Annotated in this window: 16 protein-coding genes, 1 tRNA gene and 1 other RNA gene; 16 read left to right on the top strand and 2 right to left on the bottom strand. The window is 37.6% G+C overall.

The features are described from left to right. Window positions 1-155 precede the first annotated feature (155 nt). The 3 genes from QXQ25_04215 to QXQ25_04205 are packed head-to-tail and all read left to right on the top strand — an operon-like array spanning window position 156 to window position 2,755. Entirely contained in the window at window positions 156-347 is a 192-nt protein-coding gene (locus QXQ25_04215) for a hypothetical protein (protein ID MEM0160909.1), read from the top strand. Between the two features lie 60 nt (window positions 348-407). Further along, window positions 408-1,175: an ABC transporter ATP-binding protein gene (locus tag QXQ25_04210; GenBank protein MEM0160908.1), complete on the top strand. Its 768-nt coding sequence runs from the start codon at window positions 408-410 to the stop codon at window positions 1,173-1,175. After that, window positions 1,172-2,755 carry a hypothetical protein gene (locus QXQ25_04205; protein ID MEM0160907.1) on the top strand — a complete coding sequence of 528 codons (1,584 nt, stop codon included), beginning with the start codon at window positions 1,172-1,174 and terminating at the stop codon, window positions 2,753-2,755. Before QXQ25_04210 ends, QXQ25_04205 begins: the two co-directional genes overlap by 4 nt. Before the next feature lie 2 nt (window positions 2,756-2,757). On the opposite strand, the gene QXQ25_04200 is transcribed toward QXQ25_04205, so the two are convergent. Beyond that, window positions 2,758-5,028, bottom strand: coding sequence for an adenosylcobalamin-dependent ribonucleoside-diphosphate reductase (locus QXQ25_04200; GenBank protein MEM0160906.1), 2,271 nt, complete (start codon window positions 5,026-5,028; stop codon window positions 2,758-2,760). Between the two features lie 184 nt (window positions 5,029-5,212). Between QXQ25_04200 and ffs the strand changes: the two genes are divergently transcribed. The 11 genes from ffs to QXQ25_04145 all read left to right on the top strand — a co-directional run bounded on the left by ffs (window position 5,213) and on the right by QXQ25_04145 (window position 17,381). Then, window positions 5,213-5,523, top strand: an RNA gene (gene ffs, locus QXQ25_04195) — signal recognition particle sRNA. Between the two features lie 105 nt (window positions 5,524-5,628). Next, window positions 5,629-6,987 (top strand): NADP-dependent malic enzyme, encoded by a 1,359-nt coding sequence (locus tag QXQ25_04190; protein ID MEM0160905.1) that lies wholly within the window; start codon window positions 5,629-5,631, stop codon window positions 6,985-6,987. A gap of 38 nt (window positions 6,988-7,025) precedes the next feature. After that, window positions 7,026-8,009: a M24 family metallopeptidase gene (locus QXQ25_04185; GenBank protein ID MEM0160904.1), complete on the top strand. Its 984-nt coding sequence runs from the start codon at window positions 7,026-7,028 to the stop codon at window positions 8,007-8,009. Window positions 8,010-8,180: 171 nt separating this feature from the next. Next, window positions 8,181-8,254: transfer RNA gene (locus QXQ25_04180), tRNA-Lys, on the top strand. Window positions 8,255-8,281: 27 nt separating this feature from the next. Continuing rightward, on the top strand, window positions 8,282-8,536 hold the full coding sequence (locus QXQ25_04175) for a DNA-directed RNA polymerase subunit H (GenBank protein MEM0160903.1): 255 nt from the start codon (window positions 8,282-8,284) through the stop codon (window positions 8,534-8,536). A gap of 43 nt (window positions 8,537-8,579) precedes the next feature. Further along, window positions 8,580-12,203 carry a DNA-directed RNA polymerase subunit B gene (locus QXQ25_04170; GenBank protein MEM0160902.1) on the top strand — a complete coding sequence of 1,208 codons (3,624 nt, stop codon included), beginning with the start codon at window positions 8,580-8,582 and terminating at the stop codon, window positions 12,201-12,203. After that, window positions 12,203-14,878, top strand: coding sequence for a DNA-directed RNA polymerase subunit A' (locus QXQ25_04165; protein MEM0160901.1), 2,676 nt, complete (start codon window positions 12,203-12,205; stop codon window positions 14,876-14,878). Before QXQ25_04170 ends, QXQ25_04165 begins: the two co-directional genes overlap by 1 nt. A gap of 2 nt (window positions 14,879-14,880) precedes the next feature. Continuing rightward, complete coding sequence (gene rpoA2, locus QXQ25_04160; GenBank protein MEM0160900.1) at window positions 14,881-16,437, top strand: DNA-directed RNA polymerase subunit A''; 1,557 nt, start codon at window positions 14,881-14,883, stop codon at window positions 16,435-16,437. Further along, a complete protein-coding gene (locus QXQ25_04155; protein ID MEM0160899.1) occupies window positions 16,434-16,721 on the top strand; it encodes a 50S ribosomal protein L30e in 288 nt (95 codons plus the stop codon). Before rpoA2 ends, QXQ25_04155 begins: the two co-directional genes overlap by 4 nt. A gap of 5 nt (window positions 16,722-16,726) precedes the next feature. Beyond that, window positions 16,727-17,152 carry a NusA-like transcription termination signal-binding factor gene (locus tag QXQ25_04150; GenBank protein MEM0160898.1) on the top strand — a complete coding sequence of 142 codons (426 nt, stop codon included), beginning with the start codon at window positions 16,727-16,729 and terminating at the stop codon, window positions 17,150-17,152. Between the two features lie 10 nt (window positions 17,153-17,162). Then, the gene (locus tag QXQ25_04145) at window positions 17,163-17,381 is read left to right on the top strand and encodes a hypothetical protein (protein MEM0160897.1); all 219 of its coding nucleotides are present in this window, start codon (window positions 17,163-17,165) and stop codon (window positions 17,379-17,381) included. Window positions 17,382-17,595: 214 nt separating this feature from the next. On the opposite strand, the gene QXQ25_04140 is transcribed toward QXQ25_04145, so the two are convergent. Next, window positions 17,596-18,297, bottom strand: coding sequence for an NUDIX domain-containing protein (locus tag QXQ25_04140; protein MEM0160896.1), 702 nt, complete (start codon window positions 18,295-18,297; stop codon window positions 17,596-17,598). A 95-nt stretch (window positions 18,298-18,392) separates the two neighbouring features. Here QXQ25_04140 and QXQ25_04135 point away from each other — a divergent pair, with 95 nt between their 5' ends. Then, window positions 18,393-19,325: a radical SAM protein gene (locus QXQ25_04135; GenBank protein ID MEM0160895.1), complete on the top strand. Its 933-nt coding sequence runs from the start codon at window positions 18,393-18,395 to the stop codon at window positions 19,323-19,325. Between the two features lie 26 nt (window positions 19,326-19,351). After that, a complete protein-coding gene (locus QXQ25_04130; GenBank protein MEM0160894.1) occupies window positions 19,352-20,131 on the top strand; it encodes a carbon-nitrogen hydrolase family protein in 780 nt (259 codons plus the stop codon). Window positions 20,132-20,198: the final 67 nt, after the last annotated feature.

Below are 20,198 nucleotides of genomic sequence, written 5' to 3'. Positions count from 1 at the left end.
AAAAGAGCAAGAATCACAGAGAGTTATGAGGATTGATATTGGTGTAAGGAATCTAAAGCAGAAGAATTAAAAATAAATGTTATAATAATAGATGAAAGTCATATGAGCAAATGCTCATTTTTGGATAATGAGAGTATAAACGTCATGACACTTACATGGGAAAGAGAATCAAAAGAAGAATATTCAGAGCATCAGATAGAAGATTAATACATGCGGATCTAAACGCAACATATAACATAATAAAAAAAGCAATTCCCAAAGCATTTGCAGACGGGATAGAGGGTATTGGGTTGTACCCGCAAAGTTTAAACATCAAAGAGATGATAACTCTCAAAGGTGGCTGTTAACATGGTTAACAGAAATCATAACCTAGAAATTTTAAATAATTATAAGTCTATATTGATCATGTGGATAATCTAGTAATAGAAACTAAAAATTTGTCAAAAGCATATGGTTCTAAATATGCATTAAGTAACCTGAACATTCAGATAAAAGAAGGGGAGATATACGGACTTTTAGGGCCTAACGGATCTGGTAAAAGTACGCTGATGCGAATATTGGCAGGGCTCTCAATACCTACCTTCGGCACCGTGAAAGTGCTTGGTTTCGATGTTGTAGCAGACAATTTAAAGATCAAAGAACTTGTAGGATTCATACCTGAAGTACCAGTTTTGTACGAATCTTTAACACCAATAGAATACTTTGATTTTATAGCCGCAATGCGAAAACTGGATAAGAACATAGTATTCGGGAGAGTCCATGAACTTGTAACGGCATTTGAGCTGAACGAGTACCTTAACGATTTTATAGGATCTCTATCCTTTGGAACAAAACAGAAAATTGCGATAATAGGAACATTATTGCATAATCCAAAATTAATAATCATGGATGAGGTAATGAATGGATTAGACCCTAAAAGCGCTAGAATTCTTAAAGACCTTATCAAGAGTTTCAGCAATCAGGGGAAGACGGTGATATTCTCCACGCACATTCTCGAAATTGTTGAAAATATATGCGATCGGGTTACAATATTGAAAGATGGAACTATGGTAGCCGAGGGAAACGTCAAAGATCTCAGAAATATAGTTTCTGGATCTCTGGAATCGCTGTTTTTCAAGGTTACTGGAGAAAGTAACTTTGAAGCGATCATAAATGCGATCAGTGAAAAATTATGAGCTTTAAAATACATACTATATTAACAAGAGAAGAGGCATATTTAGGTATAAAAAATGCGTATAATGGAGATAAATCAAGCAACAGAATAAACGCAAGATTAAAAAATGTAGTGCTTTACAATAATCTCAATTTTGCAGTAATATACCTTATTTTATCCGCCTCTTTTTCTTACTATATTTATTTATCACACACCTTCGCAACTTTAAATGGAGTATATTTTGTGATCTATCTATTCGTATTTATAGTATCCCTGTTTTATTCAACGCTTTTTCTAGGGAATATCATTGATCTCAATCTAATAGAACCTTTGAAAGCTATGCCAATTTCTAAGCGCACAATTATATATTCAATCACGCTTTCATGGCTGTTTTATAGTGGGTTATCTGTACTTTTTATAGCTGTGCCGGTCACGATAGTTACATTTATGATATATCATTCATTATTTACCATTATTATAGAACTTACATGGATCCTTATAGTCTTAATGTTTGGGTATTCTATCGGTATACTACTCTCATTTTTTATATCTTCCAAATCGTATAGATCCAAGTCGAAAAGATCTGCAGTTAAACAGGCTTTAAAAGTGTTTATTGTTATTTTCATAATTCTATTCTGGCAGTTGATCTTTTACCTGTCTAGATACATATTTGGATTTTTCAATGTTTTCACACTCCAATATTCTGGATACTGGTTTTTGTTTCCATTTTCCGCATCTTACTCGGTTGCAAATACGTTTAATGCACCACTGCTATCTATTTTTACTACGATTGCATATTTAATACTGTTTTCAATAGTTTTTGTATATTCTAGCAACAGGCTAAATAAATTTATTTTTGAAGGATTTTACATCAAAGAAAGCTCAAAAAATACAAAGATAAAGCATTCTGTTCTTTCATACAAAGCGCCATGGCTCGGATATTTAATACGTACAGCTCACTTTTTGGGAAGAAAACCTCAAGCACTTATTTCATTTATAATTCCTTTCGCATTTTTTATACCATTAATAATGAACATAATAGGGCAAACTAGCATCTCTTTCACCTATCTTTTAGGTTCCTCTCTGATAATAGTAATAATGCTCTCCATAGCCTCGCTTTCAACCATGGTGATGGAAGGCAAATCATACTGGGTGCTGAATATGCTACCAGTTTCAAAAAATCAGTTAGCAAAAATAAAAGCAAAATCTGAATTTATAATATTCGTAATAATTCTTTCAATAATATTAATTTTAATGGCTTATATATTGAACTTATTCAACTTTTTAATGTTTTTTCTGTGGTTAGATATATTGGCTGCAGCATTTGATACGCTTTATTTTACAAACATTTACCTGTTTTCAAAATTGACACCTGATACTGATACAGTCACAGCAACATCTTTTGGCGGAAATATGGCTGGAATTTTGATGATATTGCTGGCTGGGATATTAATTTACATACCTTTCGGGGTAGTGTATGCAATTAAACTCCTATATAATCTTGCTGTATTCCAATTTTTGGGATTGGCACTTTGCGCTTATATTATAGTGTTGATAATATTGAACTTATATGAAAAAATAAAAAAACCAAAAATATTTTAAAATTATATTTTTTTCTGCACAAATTCACTTTTTTTAGAACCTATGTATTTTTCTATTAATTCTGAGAGGTCCTCTTCTTCTCCTCTGTAAAGCACCTGAGAAACCTTGCTCTTATCACGATAAATAGTGATGCCTTTGCAATGTAACTTGTAAGCGAGCAAAAATGCATTTTCTACCTCATCCAGCCCAGCTTCATTTTTCAAGTTTATGGTTTTAGAAACTGCATTATCTACATGGCTCTGAAACACAGACTGCATTAGAATGTGCCAGGTATAATCGATGTCATGTGCAGTCACAAACAATCTTTTTATCTCATCCGGGAAATCAAAATTTTGCAATGAGTCAGATCCCGCAATGTCTTTAATCAAGTTTTCAGAATATTTGTTGTTTTTCTTCAAAAACTCTTCGAACTGAGGATTGATCTCTAGCAGTTCGGCACCTTCCAGTACATGCCTTACAAACACTACCCCGTATAACGGCTCGATGCCAGATGAAGTTCCAGCTATGATCGATATTGATCCAGTAGGAGCGATGGTTGTTGTGCTCGCATTACGCATTGGCACACTCCGATCATGCCATACCGAATTGCCCCAAGCCGTAAAAGTGCCTTTTCTTAAACTCAAATCCTCACTGGCTTTATGACTCTCTCGCTCCAAAAATGTCGCAATTTTATCTGCCAGCTCTATTGCCTCTTTAGAATTATATGGGATCTTCAACTTTAAAAACAGTTCTGCCAGTCCCATAACCCCAAGCCCTATCTTTCTAGTCTGTTTTGTCATATACTCTATTTGAGGCAAAGGATATTTATTTGCATCAATCACATTATCCAGAAAATTCACTGCTATTTTGATTACCTTCTTTAGCTTTTCCCAGTTAATGGCACCTTCTTCTACAAATTTTGTCAGATTTATAGACCCAAGATTACAGGACTCGTATGGTAGCAGAGGCTGCTCTCCGCAGGGGTTTGTTGCCTCGATCTCACCAAGATAGGGAGTAGGATTCTTTTTATTGATCTCGTCAATAAATATTACTCCCGGATCTCCAGTTTTCCAAGCTTGCGAAACTATCAGGTTCCATAACTGTGAGGCGGGAACTGTGGCAGTTACTTCCTGTGTCCTGGGATTTACAAGATCAAAACTACCATTATCTTTCAGCGCCTCCATAAACGTATCAGTGATTGCAACACTGAGATTGAAGTTCTGTAACTTTCCATCAAATCCTTTTGCAGTAATAAATGATATGATGTCCGGATGATCTATTCTCAAGATTCCCATGTTTGCTCCTCTTCTCTTACCACCCTGCTTTATTATTGTTGTTGATTTATCAAATATCTCCATAAAAGAGACCGGCCCTGAAGCCACTCCTTTCGTTGATCCCACTAAATCTCCTTCAGGCCTGAGCCTAGAAAATGAAAAGCCTGTACCGCCTCCACTCTTATGTATAATTGCAGCGTATTTTACAGCGTCATATATAGAGTCTATCGAATCGTATATCGGAACTACAAAGCAAGCAGATAACTGGCTTATAGACGTATTTGAGTTCATCAAAGTCGGCGAATTTGGCAAAAATTGCAAATTGACCATGATATCATAGTATTTTCTGATATACTCTTCAATCTCCTCACTCTTTTCATCCAGTATGTTAAGCATATCTTCAAAATTCACTTTCATCGCATGCTCTTTATTGAGAGAGTCAAATGCCCTTAAAAGCATCTCTTTCTCAAATCTTGACAGACGTATCTTTTTATTTTCATACATATAAGATGTGTCACGATCTTTCTGTTTTTTATTAATATCATATACCTGCTCATCATAGAGAATTTCTACTAACCCAACATATCTGGCAACTCTGTAGAACATCTCTCTTGGAGTCTCTATGACTCTCCCAAAATCATCTTTCAATAAATATCTGGATTCAAGTACTTTTATGGCATTTACATTCAGTTTTAAATCATCCTTTATACCATACATGTACTTGATCTCGCGAATTTCCTTTCTCTTTTGCCTGTATAAAATATAAGCTTTTGCAGTTTTTACCAGATTTGCTTCCATCAGCGTTTCTTCTACCAGATCCTGGATGTTTTCTACAGAAGGTACTGAGTTCTGAAATTGCTGAAGCAACTTTTTTTCAACTGATTCGCCCAACTTTTCACAGACCTTCTCCGGGCTCTCAATTTCTTCGGTACTTTTTAAAGCTTTCAATATTGCATCCACTATTTTCTGACGGCTGTACAAAACATAGTCTCCACTTCTCTTTCTAACCAGACTGATCATACAAAAAATAGATATACAAAGATAAACATATAATTTTCTGTTATTTTTATAAAAAAATAGAAAATATTACAACAATTGCAAATATGTATCAAGTTCAGGATTCTAAGAAAAAATCACTTTTTAAAAAAATAGACAGAGCATCAAGCGAAAGTTTTTTTAATGAATAACCATTAATGAAACTGGGTATCAGACTTGGCCGGGAGGCTAGGCGTCTCCTGTACTTGAAATCGTCTATACGCAAGGGCGACAGTCAGAGGCGATGTAGCCAGATTACCACCAAGCCACCTTACACTGTTGATGCCCTGTCCTATGAGATCGAAGGTGTATAAGGCAGAATCTGTAGAGATTCCACCTTATATTTTATCATGGAAACTCCGCCAGGCCCGGAAGGGAGCAGCGGTACCGTGAACTCTTGGTGCTTGTAGGGGCGCGGGGTTGAAGTATCTGGTGGAGCACTTGATGATAGTCTGAACATTCACTTTGATGTGTCTGATACCCACTTTTTAATTATATTTTTATACATTTTGAAAAAGAAATCGTCAACTTAAAAAAAAACTCGTCAATTTTAAATAAGAATTTGCTATTACTGTTTTGATAAATATGTACAACCAAAATGTAGAAGAACTGGAAAGAAAAGCGAATGAACCCGCAAAGAAAGCAAACTCATGGCATTCGTTCTTTAAAGGGAAGATTGAGGTAATGCCAAAATGTTCAATTACTGATTACCAAGATTTCAGTGTATGGTACACACCGGGGGTCGCCGAACCATGTAAAGAAATTGCTAAAGATCCTGACAAGGTATATGAATATACCAATAAATGGAACAATGTTGCGATAGTATCTGATGGGTCAAGAGTTCTTGGCCTGGGAAATATAGGGCCACTGGCTGGACTGCCGGTTATGGAAGGTAAAGCTTTACTTTTCAAGTATCTAGGTGGCGTTGACGCGTTTCCTATAATGTTAAATACACAAGATCCAGAAGAGATCATAAAGACTGTTAAGACGATTGCTCCAACATTTGGGGGCATAAATTTAGAAGATATGGCAACTCCAAAATGTTTTCATATACTAGAGAGACTCAGGGCCGAGTTGGACATACCTGTATGGCATGACGACCAGCAAGGCACAGCATCCGTAGTGTTGGCAGGTGTTATTAACGCGCTTAAATTGACAAACAGAAAAATTAAAGATGCAACGATAACAATAGTAGGAGCAGGCGCTGCGAACATAGCACTTACAAGAATATTGATAAAAGTAGGTGCTAACCCAAAGAATATAATTTTGGTGGACAGTAAAGGAATTTTAAACGTGCATAGAAAAGACTTGGAAAATGAGGCTCGCAATAATCCTTACAAATGGGAATACGCGCAGATAACAAATGGAGAGAACAGAGCTGGAGATATGGCAGAAGCGATGATAGGTGTTGATGTTATGATTGCAGCATCTAAGTCTGGGCCAAACGTTATTAAGAAAGAATGGGTCTCTAAAATGAATAAGGATTCTATCGTGTTTGCGGTGGCAAACCCAGTTCCTGAAATATGGCCTTGGGAAGCAAAAGAAGCAGGTGCAAAAATCATTGGCACTGGCAGATCTGACTTTCCAAATCAGCTTAATAACTCTATAGGTTTTCCTGGGATTTTCAGAGGTACACTTGATGTCAGAGCAAAAACGATCACTGATGAGATGGCAATAGCCGCAAGCATGGCAATAGCATCAGTTGCGGAGGAAGAGGGCCTGAGAGAGGATTATATTGTTCCAACAATGGAAAATTCATATTTGTTTGCGAGAGAAGCAACAGCAGTGGCCGAAAAGGCAATAGATCAGGGTGTGGCAAGAATAAAGAAGAGCCATGACGAGCTGTTTAACGATGCATCTATAAACATAGATAGCGCAAAAATGAAGATTAAATGCATGCTAGACAGCAATTGTATCAGAAAGGTTGGAAACTTTATAAAATAACCAACATTTTTATACTTTTTATTTTTATTCTATTTTTGATGGACCCTAATGATATAAGATTGAGATTGTTACAAAGAAAATTAAAAGATGATGTTGCAGTTATAGACTCTGAGGCCCCAGAGCTATTGAAATTTTTGGGCACGAAAAGTTTAAGCTATCTTTTAGTAACAGGCGCGGACATCAAAATAATAGCTCACAAGGTCTTTGAAGAAGAGCTTGAAAATTTGAGATTGAATCACGACATAATTATTACTAAAGATCCAGAAATGGAGCTGAAAAAACTGATAAGAGGCAGGGTTTATGCAACAAAGCATATTTTTAAAGAGACTTTCGATATTACGGATATATTAAGCGACATACTTAAAAAACCAATGGAAGAAGATCTGAAAGTATTCAGAGAGCTGACTGAAAAAATTGATATATCTTTGAACAAGGCTGTAGAATCAATAAAAATAGGATTGCGTGAATATGAGGTAAAGGCAGAAATTGATTTTAACTTGGAAAAGTTAGGAATTGATCATTATCTTTATCCTACGGTCGTATTGTTTGGGAAAAGAACAGCATATCCAATGGGTGTTGCATCGGAAAAGAGGCTTGAAGAAAACGAGATGATTTTAATAGATACTGCTCCAGTATACAGAGGCTATTCTGGCTCTATTGGCAGAATGATATTCACGAATTTTGATAGTTTTTGGGCAGAAAAACTGAATTTTCTGAACGATGTACTGCAATCTGCTACCTCGATGCTTTTCCCTGGCTCTGAAATGCAGAATCTTGATGATTTTATACGATCCAGATTAAAGAGGAAAGGATTTGAGTATGAACATTACACTGGCCATGCACTTGGTGGCTTTTACAAGCCAATGATCTATCCCGGTACATCAGATATATTAGAGAGGAACATGATATTTACTTTAGAACCTGGAATATATATACATAACAGAGGTGGGATAAGAGTTAAAAACCATATTTTAGTAAGAGAAAATGGTATTGAGATCCTTGACCGGTTTGGTAAAGAGTGATAAATTTAATGTATTTTTCGCTTTTATATCCAGATACTTTAAACTGCGTGTTTTATGACCAAAAATGTGAAAATCAGGGTACTTTGTCAATTGCTGTTTAAAGCCATAAAACACCATAAAATTTATATGATACTTATGTATGTATGAAAAAGCATTCAATTAAAAATAGCTGGGTCCGTAGCTCAGTACGGTAGAGCATCTGGCTTTTAACCAGGTGGCCGGGGGTTCAAATCCCCTCGGACCCGTAATAAGTTTAAAGGAGTAATAATAATATGAAAAAATTTAATGTCCTAGAACATGAATTAGTTCCTGAACATTATTTAGTTCCCCGAGAGGAGGAAGAAAAGATACTTCAAGAACTATCAGTTGATAAGAGTTTACTGCCGAAAATTTATAGATCTGATCCAGCGGTAAAGATACTTGAAAAAATTTATGGGCCGATAGAGTCTGGACGAATTGTAAAGATAATACGGGACAGCACTGTGGCCGGGAAGACTATAGTTTATAGAACTGTAGTTGAACAGTAACCAGCTATTTTAAAAAAATAAAATTAAAAAGGTGTATTAAAATATGAAAAATGTAATTGATGCGTTCTTTAGAGAAAGAAGTATAGTAAATCATCAGATAGCTTCGTATAATAGTTTTATTCCATCGGCAGACAATGTTGAAAATGTGTTACAGCACATAATAGACAGTACTAAGATCTCCGATGAAGACATACCTGGCGAGTTAACCTTAGACAAGAGCAAGACCAGTGGTAAGATAATAAAAATAAGGTTTGGGAGAGACAAAGAAAATCCAGACCGGCCTACAGTAAAGTTTGTGATGTCCGCCGGCAGAGGGGGCTCTGATTTTAACAGAATAAAGACACCCATGGAGGCGAGAATCAGGGATTTTACATACAGTGGTGAGCTGTTCATAACTTTTCAGGAAATTGATATTGATGAAAAGACGAATGAAACGATAACTAAAGAGGCAGAAGAAGTTAAGATCGGCGATATACCGATAATGATAAAGTCTAAAGTTTGCGTTTTAAATGAAAAAAATATTGATGATTATCTGCAAGATGAATATGCTAAAAAACCGGCGGCAATATCCAAAAACGACAGCTATGAAAAAAAGCTGCAGTTTCTGAAGGAAGACCCTGAAGACCCGGGTGGATATTTTATAGTGTCAGGAACTGAGCGAGTATTAGTGACACTTGAAGATCTGGCACCGAATCGAGTACTGGTAGAAAAAGAGGACAAATACGATACTACGGTGGAAGTAGCCAAGATATTTTCGCAAGTGGAAGGGTACAGATCTTTAATTACCGTTGAGAAGAAACTGGATGGTATGATGTTAGTTTCTATACCAGTCATATCCGGCTCTTTATCATTAATAATACTGATGAAAGCGCTTGGGATGGAGAAGGATGAAGAGATCTATAATGCGATAGTAAGCAACGAAAAGATGGGCCCTATTGTTCTGGCAAACATTGAAGATTGTGAGCGTGAAAAAGGGTACATTGATGAAGGGATAATGAGCACCAATGATGCGATTAGCTATCTCGAAAAAAGATTTGCGGCAGGACAGGCTAAAGAATACCGTGAAAAAAGGATCTCGCAGATACTAGACAAGTCCCTATTACCACATCTGGGAGACAAACCATCAGATCGCCTTAAAAAAGCACTTTATCTAGGCAGAATGGCCAGAATGGCATTAGAACTGCATTTTAATTTGAGGTCTGAAGACGATAAAGATAATCTATCCAATAAGCGATTAAAGCTCGCAGGAGACCTATTAGAAGAGCTCTTTAGAGATGCTTTTGAATCATTATTGAAAGACCTGAAATATCATTTAGAAAGGACTTACAATCGAAAGAAGGGGATGATCAAGCTTCGTGCTGCAGTGCGGCAAGATGTCCTTACCCAGAAAATATTGCATGCGATGGCAACCGGAAACTGGGTTGGAGGAAGGACGGGGGTATCACAATTGTTAGATCGAACATCCTATCTAAGCATGATCAGCCATCTGAGAAGGATCACCTCACCTCTCACAAGGTCCCAGCCTCACTTTGAGGCCAGAGACTTACATCCTACACAGTGGGGTCGGTTATGCCCCAATGAAACGCCTGAAGGTCAGAATTGCGGGCTTGTAAAAAACGCAGCTTTAATCATAGATATTTCTGAAGACACGCCTATAGAACCAATAAAAAAGGAGTTGAATGATAAAGGTCTGAAAATGATAGCTCATGATACTGGAAAGCTTGCAAGAGTGTATTTAAACGGTGATCTAGTAGGGTTTTATGAAGATCCTATTGAACTATTGAACTATCTTAAAGAAAAGCGCAGATATGGCGATCTGTCTCATAACATCAACATGAGATATGATAGTATCACAAACGAGCTTATGATCAATGCAGATAAAGGTCGCATAAGAAGACCTTTGTTTATAGTAAAAGATGGATCGATACTTTACACACATAAACACCAGGAGATGTTGCAAAGTGGCAAGAAAACCATTGCAGACCTATTGAAAGAGAGCGTGATAGAGTGGGTCGATGCTGATGAAGAAGATAACGCTTTTATTGCAGTATACCCATATAATGTGCCACCAAAATGCCCGAAATGCGGGCATATTTTAAGCAGAAATGATGCGATCTGGCAAAATCCAGGTAAAGATGAGAAAAATATAGATCTAATGTGCACTTACTGTAAAGGCACTTTTAAAGTTGAAAAACTGCTGAATAAAGAGCATACACATTTAGAGATAGATCCTATTTTGATACTGGGTGTGATAGCGGGCATGGTTCCTTATCCTGAGCATAATATGTCTTCAAGAATTACGTTAGGAGCGGCAATGACAAAACAGTCTCTGGGATTGCCTGCATCAAATTACAGAATGCGGCCAGATACTAGGGAGCATCTATTGCATTATCCTCAGGTTCCACTGTTAAAAACAAAGAGCATGGAATTTTCAAAATTCATAAAGCGTCCATCAGGTCAGAATTTTGTGGTAGCGGTAGTATCCTACCAGGGTTATAACATCCAGGATGCACTGGTAATGAACAAAGCCGCGGTTGAGAGAGGGCTTGGAAGAAGTACGTTTTTCAGAACTTACCAATCAGAAGAGCGCAGGTATCCGGGTGGTCAGATGGATCGATTTGAGATTCCTAGCCCTGATGTAAAAGGTGTAAGGACAGAGGAAGCATATCGTTTCTTGGACACAGATGGGATTATATCCCCAGAACGATTTGTTAGCGGGGGAGAGGTGCTGATTGGCAAGACATCTCCACCCAGATTTTTGGAAGAACAGACCGACATAATTTCTCCGCAAAAGAGGAGAGAATCATCAGTAACGATAAGGCCAGAAGAGAGTGGTTTTGTGGATGGAGTAATATTGACAACATCTGAGAACGGAAACAAGCTTGTAAAAGTGAAGGTCAGAGACGAACGCATACCAGAGCTTGGTGATAAATTTGCGTCGCGACATGGGCAGAAAGGTGTGCTGGGTGCCATAGTGCCACAGGAAGACCTGCCATTTACTGAGGATGGAGTGATACCAGACTTGATAATAAATCCTCATGCAATACCATCCAGATTAACAATAGGGCATCTGTTAGAGATGATTGGAGGTAAGGTAGGGGCCATGGAAGGCAGGTTTATAGACGGCACAGTGTTTTCTGGAGAGCCAGAAGAGGCTTTGAGAAATGCATTAAAAGAAAACGGGTTTGATTATAATGGCAGAGAGATCATGTACGATGGTATAACTGGTAAGAAGCTCGAAGCAGAAATATTCACAGGGGTAATTTACTATCAAAAACTGCACCATATGGTTGGTGGCAAATTCCATGCAAGATCTCGTGGGCCGGTGCAGATTTTGACAAGGCAGCCTACAGAAGGAAGATCCAGGCAGGGCGGACTGAGGTTTGGAGAGATGGAACGTGATACTTTAATAGGGCATGGAGCGGCGATGGTTATCAAAGACCGATTACTGGATCAATCAGACGGAACATTACTTTACGTATGCGGCAATCCCAACTGTGGTCATGTTGCAATATTTGACCGAAAGACAGGTTCTTTAAGGTGTCCCGTATGTGGCAATAAAACTAATATATACATGATTGAAACGAGCTACGCATTTAAGTTGATGAGAGATGAAGTAATGTCACTTGGCGTGGTTATGAGAATGGTGTTGGGTGATTTAAAATGATGAGATCAACAATGAGCAAAAGGATTAATTATCTAAAATTTGCATTATTATCTCCGGACGAGATCAGAAAACTCAGTGCAGTAAAAGTTAGTGATGCAGATACTTATGATGAAGATGGTTTTCCGATTGAACGAGGGTTGATGGACCTGAGAATGGGAGTGATCGAGCCAGGATTAAAATGCAAAACTTGCAATGGCAAGGTAGATGAATGCCCAGGTCATTTCGGGCACATTGAACTAGCAATGCCAGTTGTTCATGTGGGGTTCATAAAAGAGATCAAAACTTATTTAGATTCTACATGCAGTAAGTGTGGAAGGGTTAAACTGGATGATTCAGAGCTTCTGATGTACAAAAGCGAGATCATGAAAGCTATAGACTCTGGCATAGAAAGCACTGAAAATTCACTGTTGATTAAAAAAGTGATGGATGAAGCTGCCTCTAAGACAGTTTGCCCACACTGTGGAGCAGAGCAGAAAAAGATAATGTTAGATAAGCCTACCACTTTCAGAGAAGACAATGCAAAGATTACACCCAGAGAGATAAGAGAGCGCTTAGAGCGCATCCCGGATGATGATTTACCATACATTGGTGTAAATCCTAAAGTTGCAAGACCTGAGTGGATGATTTTGACTGTATTACCAGTTCCACCGGTTAATGTGAGACCTACCATTACTTTAGAGACCGGAGAGAGAAGCGAGGATGATTTAACACACAAGCTTGTGGATATAATCAGGATCAATCAAAGGCTTAGAGAAAGTAGGGACAGCGGCGCACCTCAGCTAATTATTGAAGATTTATGGGAGTTGTTGCAATATCATATTACCACGTTTTTAGATAATCAGACCTCTGGCATACCACCGGCAAGGCACAGAAGTGGAAGACCATTAAAAACGTTGGTACAGAGGCTGAAAGGCAAAGAGGGCAGGTTCAGAGCTAATCTGTCAGGTAAGAGAGTTAACTTTTCAGCAAGGACTGTAATATCGCCAGAACCGTTTTTGTCTATTAACGAAGTAGGTGTACCTGAGCTAGCAGCAAGAGAACTGACAGTGCCCATGATAGTTACGCCTTTTAATATTGAAAAAACGCGAGAAATTGTAAAATTAGGCCCTGAACCAAAAGGTACTAAGTATATAGCCGGCGCTAATTATGTAATCAGGCCGGACAGTAAGAGAATAAAGATCACAGAATCTAATGCAGAAGAGGTTTCTAAAAAGCTTGAATATGGATGGATTGTAGAGAGGCAGTTAACTGATGGGGACATTGTACTTTTTAACAGGCAGCCATCGCTGCACAGAATGTCAATGATGGCTCACAGAGTACGCGTAATGAACGGCAGAACGTTCAGGTTCAATCTTGCAGTTTGTCCTCCTTACAATGCAGATTTTGATGGCGATGAGATGAATCTGCATGTGCTGCAGGGAGAAGAAGCCAGGGCAGAAGCGAGAATTTTGATGCTTGTGCAAGAGCATATACGATCCCCTAGATTTGGAGGTCCCATAATCGGAGGTGTACATGATCACATTACTGGCCTGTTTTTGTTGACTTACAAAAATCCAAAGTTCAGTAAAGTAGATGCATTGCACATACTTTCTTACGTAAAATACGATAAGCTGCCAGAACCTATTTTAGAGAATGGCAAGGAATATTACTATGGTAAAGATCTGTTTTCTCTTATTTTACCAAAAGATATGAACTTTGAATATAAAAACAAACTTTGTGAAGGAGAGAAAGTCTGTAAAACCTGCACTTTTGAAACCTGTCCTTATGATGCGTACGTTGCCATAAAAAACGGTAAGCTGATAAGTGGTGCTATTGACGAAAAAGGATTGGGCGCATTTAAAGGTGTGTTATTGGATCGAGTTTCTAGGGACTATGGACCAGAGATAGCAGCCGAGTTCATCAATAACTTTACAAGATTGTCTGTGGGAGTAATATCCTATTTGGGGTTCAGTACAGGCATAGATGACGATGATATACCAGAAGAGGCAAAATATCAGGTTTCCGAAATATTAAATGATGCAGAATCAAAAACGCAGGAACTGATAGACATCTATAAACGTGGCCTTTTGCAGGGTTCTCCTGGAAAGTCACTGGAAGAGACACTGGAAGAACTGATTATGAAAACACTGTCAGACTATCAGAAGACTGCTGGTGATGTGGTCAGTAAAGTGCTGGGTATGGACAACTCATCTGTAAAAATGGCAAGATCTGGAGCCAGGGCATCAATGTTAAATCTTGCGCAGGTTGCTGCAAATATAGGGCAGCAGGCAGTGCGAGGAAAGAGAATACAGAGAGGATATCAAAACAGGACTTTGCCACACTTTAAAAAAGATGATCTTGGCCCTTTTGCTCACGGATATGTTAGATCATCATATAAAGATGGTTTAAATCCGACAGAATATTTCTTTCACGCAATGGGTGGCAGAGAAGGGCTGGTAGATACAGCTGTGCGTACATCAAGAAGCGGATACATGCAAAGAAGATTGATAAATGCACTTGAAGATTTGAAGGCAGACGACATGACTAAGGTTGTGGACACTACAGGTGCGATAATACAATTTAAGTTTGGAGAAGATGGTACGGATCCTACTCGTGCGTTTCAAGGAAATGCTGTGGACATAGACAAGGCGATTACAGAAGTGATCCCTGACTACTCAAAGAGAAGGAGGAAATAATCATGATAACTATTTTATGGAGAGAGTCACAGCAAATTATAGATAGCTTAAAAGAGGCCTTACCTGCAACCTTTGGTGTAGAATTCAAATTTGAGCATAGCATTAAAGTACCATTAAAAATGTATTTGACTGTAGATGGTGAAAATGTCACCTATTATGCTCTTGTAACAAGAATGGAGAAATATGTGGATCAAAAACTGGATTTTCAAAGAAAAGCAAAAACCATTGAAAACGTGTTTTTTATAGAAGAGCTAGAACAGATATCTCCTATTCCAGTTAAAGATTTTGAAAACGAGGCTGGGAAATCGATCAAAAAAGTGACTAAATTTACATATTTGAGCCTTGAAGAATATGTTCCTGAACTGATCAAAAAAGTGCCAGAATTAAGCGAATTTGAATTAAAGATTTACGAATATGGCAAGCAGCATGGTGTTGAATTGCCAAACAAGCTTATCAAGGACTTAGATGAAAAATTAAAGAATATTGATATTAAAGAAAAGGAGCTGAAAGATATTATCAAGAAAGTATGCGACGAATATAAGACCGTGAAAGTTGACAATTATGAAGCAGTAGGAATAATAGCAGCGCAGTCTATCGGCGAGCCGGGCACGCAGCTTACTTTAAAGACATTTCACTATGCAGGTGTTGCAGAGGTGGATATCACAAAAGGATTGCCAAGATTGATCGAGATTGTGGACGCAAGAATCACGCCGAGCACACCTATGGCAGAAATCTATTTAACTGAAGATTATGCAAAGGACCAAGACAAAGCGAAAGAGCTCGCTAAAAAGATAGAGAGCACTACGGTTCTGGATGTTGCAGATGTAGAGATATTGGAGGCAGAGATGCAGATTCAGGTCAGGCCAGAGCCAAGGAAGATCAAGGAACGAGGTATATCAGAGCATCTGCTGAAAGAGAAAATAGAGAAGATCAAAGGATATAAAATGAGCATAGTAGAAGAAGGTCATGTGATAAAGATTTCGCTGGATGAGAGTTCTTACAAAAAGCTATACCTCCTGAGTGAATCAATAAAAAACCTGCTGTTGCAAGGCATATCCGGCATAAAAAGAGCGATTATCAAGCTTGATGATGCTACAAAAGAGTACAAGATCTTTACGCAGGGCAGTAATCTGAAAGAGATACTAGAGATGGACGGTGTCAACGGGAAGAAGGTAGTTACCAACGATATAATCGAGATTTACAACGTGCTGGGCGTAGAAGCGGCAAGAAATGCAATAATGATTGAGATGAACAAAACGCTAGCTGATCAGGGTCTTTTTGTGGATATGCGGCATCTGATGCTGGTAGCGGACATGATGACCTTCGAAGGTGATGTGGAAGCGATAGGCAGGCATGGTATAGCAGGCAAAAAAGCGAGTGTGCTAGCAAGAGCGGCATTTGAGATCACTGCCAAACACCTGATGAAAGCAGGATTGTTAGGTGAGGTTGATGAACTTAACGGCGTGGCTGAAAACATAATAGTGGGACAGCCTATAACACTAGGAACTGGTGCAGTACCATTGATCTATAAGTATGAGCAGAAAGAGGTGAAAAAATGAATTTAGCAAAAGAGATAAAGAATGCTATGGAAACTGGAAAACTGTATTTTGGACTTAAACAGGCAAAGAAAAGTTTAAAATTGAACATTGCAAAGTTGTACATAGTTGCAAGCGATTGCCCGGACCCTAACTTTTTGAAAAATAAGATTGAGAATGTACCGATCTACCTATATAATGGAAAAAGCAGCGAGTTGGGATCTATGTGCGGGGCTGTTTACAGTATATCCATAATTACAGTGTCAGATCCGGGGAACTCAGCATTACTCGGCTTGATAGAAGGATGAATTGTATGGGATCTATCAAACTGGATGATCGTTCATTGAGAATGATGAATGTATTTTTCTCAAACACGAAAGTAGAAGTTATGGATGTATTGGAAGATGATAGCGTAATTGTGTTTGTTATATTTCCTGGAAGTTTGCAAAAAGCGATTCAGAATAACGGTGCAAATATACAGAAAGTGAGAGAAATGCTTGGCAAGAATATATGGGTTCTTGAATATAGCATGGATCCAAAACGATTTATAAGCAACTTTTTTTATAGGTTCAGAGTAACAAACGTGGAGATGGACGATGCAAATGGAAAATTTAGCATAGTGGTACACGTGAACATGGCTGAAAAGGCAAGGGCCATAGGCAAGGATGGCAAAAACCTGAAACTTGCAAGAGAGCTGATGAATAGATATTTTCCAGTAGAGAGCATCCAGATTCAATAAAGGTGAGAGGATGAAATTATATGTTAAAATATATTTTAGTCCTGATGGCGTATCTCCGTTAGAGATCATACAAATTTTAAAAGAGAGCGGTTTTATGTCAGTATTTGGGCAGTTTGATTTTGTAAAAGAGTTTGACAGTGAGCAAGAGTATAATGATACAGTTACAAAGCTTTATCTTTCTCTAAAGGGTACAGGAGTAATTTTCAGGATAAATACCAAGATCGAGTGAAAAAATATTTTTTTAACTTTCAAAACGTTTAAAAATTCTTATCAAAATACAGTCTCTATTTTTTGTTACTATAATTTTTCATCGATTTAATTTATAAAAGAGTGTTCAAATAACTACAAGAATACCTGAATAGATCAAAAATGTGAGCAAGAATAATGTATCTTGCGTTAGAAAGATACTAAAATAGCCATGCGATTGTTGCACAGCATAATCTTTATCTAGAGTTGAAAAAGTATTCTATAATCTTATTGTGATCAAATGCCAGTACTGGAATCTGGTCCCTAGATAATAATAACACCGACTCTGCATCATCACCCGCTCTTAAAGATCCTCCAATTGCTTCCAATACATATACTGCAGAGATAACATGCCCTCTCGGGTCACGATATGGATCTGAATAAACGTTAAGTAACCGTTCAACCCTAGCTTTTATTCCAATTTCCTCAAAGATCTCTCTCACAACCGCAGATTCTAAGTTCTCTCCATATTCTACAAATCCCCCCGGCAGCGCTAGATAACCTTTAAAAGGTTCATTTTTCCTCTTTACAAGCGTTATGTTATCATTAATAATAAGTATTCCATCTACAGCAACTGATGGTAATTTGTATGGCCTGGTTGAATAATATGTAAAAATGTTAAAGTATTTTTCATAATCATTAATTAAACTTAGGCCTTGTGCAGTTAACTTTGTGTTTCCTCTTCCAATTCCCCCTCTTTCAGCGATTACAACTTTCTGCTGATATGCAGTTTCGATCTTCTTTATTACCCCCCAAGCATAACGATATGACATTTTTAGTGAATCTGCTGCAGCTTTTAAGTTTTTTAGCTCATCTATTTTTTTTAAAAGCGCATAAGAACCCTCTCCTAAAACGTACCTATTATCGTGCTCTAGCCAGATCTTAAATTTTATATTCATACTCTACCAGAAGAATATATAAAAATTGCATATTTATAACTTTTTTAAATTCAAAATCAAATATTTTTAATAATTGGTTTCGATATCTGGGTGAAATGAATGTTAAATTATCGTTAGCATCTGCTATATACCTGGGTCTCAAGCCTGGTAACTTGAATTTTCCAGTATCCACAATATACATAATGTTTGGTGAAAAATGTAATTCAAATTGCTCTTTTTGTGCGCAGGCATATTCTCACGCGCAAGAAAATATGCTTTCTAGAGTACCATGGTTCTCATATGATACAGATCTGGTAATAGAGAAATTAAGAGTGAGCAAATTAGCTAGGATCTGTGTTCAGACTTTAGATTATCTCGGTGTAGAGAAAGAGCTTCTTGAATTTTTGAGCAGGTTGAAAAATTTGAACGTGCCAATCTCCATTTCGATAACTCCAATCTCCAATGCATCAATGATCCTGTTCAGAGATTATGTAGACACGATCAGCTTTGCCCTTGATGCTGCCACACCACCACTGTTTGAAAAATACAAAGGACGTATGGTAGGTAATAGGTTTACTTGGGAAGAACACTGGAACGCACTTTTAAATGCCAAAAAAATATTTGAGCATGTGAACACACACCTTATTGTAGGGCTCGGAGAAAATGACAGAGACTTGATTAAATTGATGTTAAGACTAAAAGATGCAGAGATCAGCATTGCACTTTTCGCTTATACTCCGGTCAACAGAAATTTGAACTTGGAGGCACCGAACCTGAACAGATACAGAAAAGTGCAGCTGGCAAGGTACCTTATAGAAAATTACGATGCAAAGATCCAAAATTTTGAGTTTGAAAACAACATGCTTAAAAACATTGTATTTGAAAACCTTGATAAAATAATTAATGAAGGAATTGCATTTATGACCTCTGGTTGCAAGGGTTGTAACAGGCCTTACTATAATGAAAGGCCCGGTAAAGCAGTGTATAATATCCCATACCATCCTTCAGGTGAAGAAGTAAAAGCAATCAAAAAAGAGCTAAAACCATAAATACCTCAAAATATATTATGTGATTTATGCTAAGCATCTCAGTTTATCAGCCTTCGGGATCCATGAACTACCAGAAAAATCTGCAATTCTTAATTGAGCAGATTAAAACTCAAGACTCTAAACTGCTTATATTTCCAGAGCTGTTTATTACAGGATACATGATTCGCGATGAGCTGTTCAAATATCATTTGAATCAGGACATCGAGGATTTTAAAACTGTAAAAAATGTGACTGAAAAGTATGATAAAACAGTAATATTCGGTTATCCTGAAGAGCATAATGGTCAGTACTATAACTCTGCAGCATTGATCTCTAAAGATCTTGTTGCTACAGTGAGGAAAATATACCTGCCCAATTTCGGGCCATTTGAAGAAAAGATCTATTTTTCAGATTCAAACGAAATAAATGTTTATAATACTAAATTTGGGAAGATAGGCATACAGATTTGCTATGATATATTCTTCCCTGAAATCTCAAAAATTCAGGCATTAAAAGGTGCCGATATCATAGTCAATATTTCTGCCAGCCCGATCACTTCAAGAGTTTATTTCGAGAATCTGATGGTTTCACGGGCTATTGAAAACTCGGTATTTTATATTTACAATAACTGGGCAGGAACACAGAGAAGTCTTGTTTACTGGGGTGGGTCGGCAATAATTGGGCCCAAAGGCGAGATACTTGCTAAAGCGCCATATTTCAAGCCTCAGGTATTAAAATACCAGATTGATCTTAGAGACCTCAATATTGCAAGAAAGCTTAGGCCAACTATAAGAGATACAAAGGTTGAACTGTTCAAGAATATCTGAATTATGCCGTAACGAATTATATACTATTGCTCTTATCGGCTAAATTTAAGAAAGTCCAGATATTTGT

The sequence above is a fragment of the Thermoplasmata archaeon genome, from assembly GCA_038729465.1.
Taxonomy (GTDB): domain Archaea; phylum Thermoplasmatota; class Thermoplasmata; order Thermoplasmatales; family ARK-15; genus JAVRLB01.
The sequence above is the reverse complement of the archived record's forward strand: the minus strand, read 5'-3'. Positions and strand labels throughout refer to the sequence as shown.

Excerpts from the sequence above, each read along its gene's own strand:
- QXQ25_04165 (MEM0160901.1), top strand. The coding sequence starts at position 12,203 with ATGAGATCAACAATGAGCAAAAGGATTAATTATCTAAAATTTGCATTA.
- QXQ25_04140 (MEM0160896.1), bottom strand. The coding sequence starts at position 18,297 with ATGAATATAAAATTTAAGATCTGGCTAGAGCACGATAATAGGTACGTT.
- QXQ25_04170 (MEM0160902.1), top strand. The coding sequence starts at position 8,580 with ATGAAAAATGTAATTGATGCGTTCTTTAGAGAAAGAAGTATAGTAAAT.
- QXQ25_04185 (MEM0160904.1), top strand. The coding sequence starts at position 7,026 with ATGGACCCTAATGATATAAGATTGAGATTGTTACAAAGAAAATTAAAA.
- QXQ25_04215 (MEM0160909.1), top strand. The coding sequence starts at position 156 with ATGGGAAAGAGAATCAAAAGAAGAATATTCAGAGCATCAGATAGAAGA.
- QXQ25_04155 (MEM0160899.1), top strand. The coding sequence starts at position 16,434 with ATGAATTTAGCAAAAGAGATAAAGAATGCTATGGAAACTGGAAAACTG.
- QXQ25_04135 (MEM0160895.1), top strand. The coding sequence starts at position 18,393 with ATGAATGTTAAATTATCGTTAGCATCTGCTATATACCTGGGTCTCAAG.
- QXQ25_04175 (MEM0160903.1), top strand. The coding sequence starts at position 8,282 with ATGAAAAAATTTAATGTCCTAGAACATGAATTAGTTCCTGAACATTAT.
- QXQ25_04130 (MEM0160894.1), top strand. The coding sequence starts at position 19,352 with ATGCTAAGCATCTCAGTTTATCAGCCTTCGGGATCCATGAACTACCAG.
- QXQ25_04145 (MEM0160897.1), top strand. The coding sequence starts at position 17,163 with ATGAAATTATATGTTAAAATATATTTTAGTCCTGATGGCGTATCTCCG.
- QXQ25_04190 (MEM0160905.1), top strand. The coding sequence starts at position 5,629 with ATGTACAACCAAAATGTAGAAGAACTGGAAAGAAAAGCGAATGAACCC.
- QXQ25_04205 (MEM0160907.1), top strand. The coding sequence starts at position 1,172 with ATGAGCTTTAAAATACATACTATATTAACAAGAGAAGAGGCATATTTA.
- QXQ25_04200 (MEM0160906.1), bottom strand. The coding sequence starts at position 5,028 with ATGATCAGTCTGGTTAGAAAGAGAAGTGGAGACTATGTTTTGTACAGC.
- rpoA2 (MEM0160900.1), top strand. The coding sequence starts at position 14,881 with ATGATAACTATTTTATGGAGAGAGTCACAGCAAATTATAGATAGCTTA.
- QXQ25_04150 (MEM0160898.1), top strand. The coding sequence starts at position 16,727 with ATGGGATCTATCAAACTGGATGATCGTTCATTGAGAATGATGAATGTA.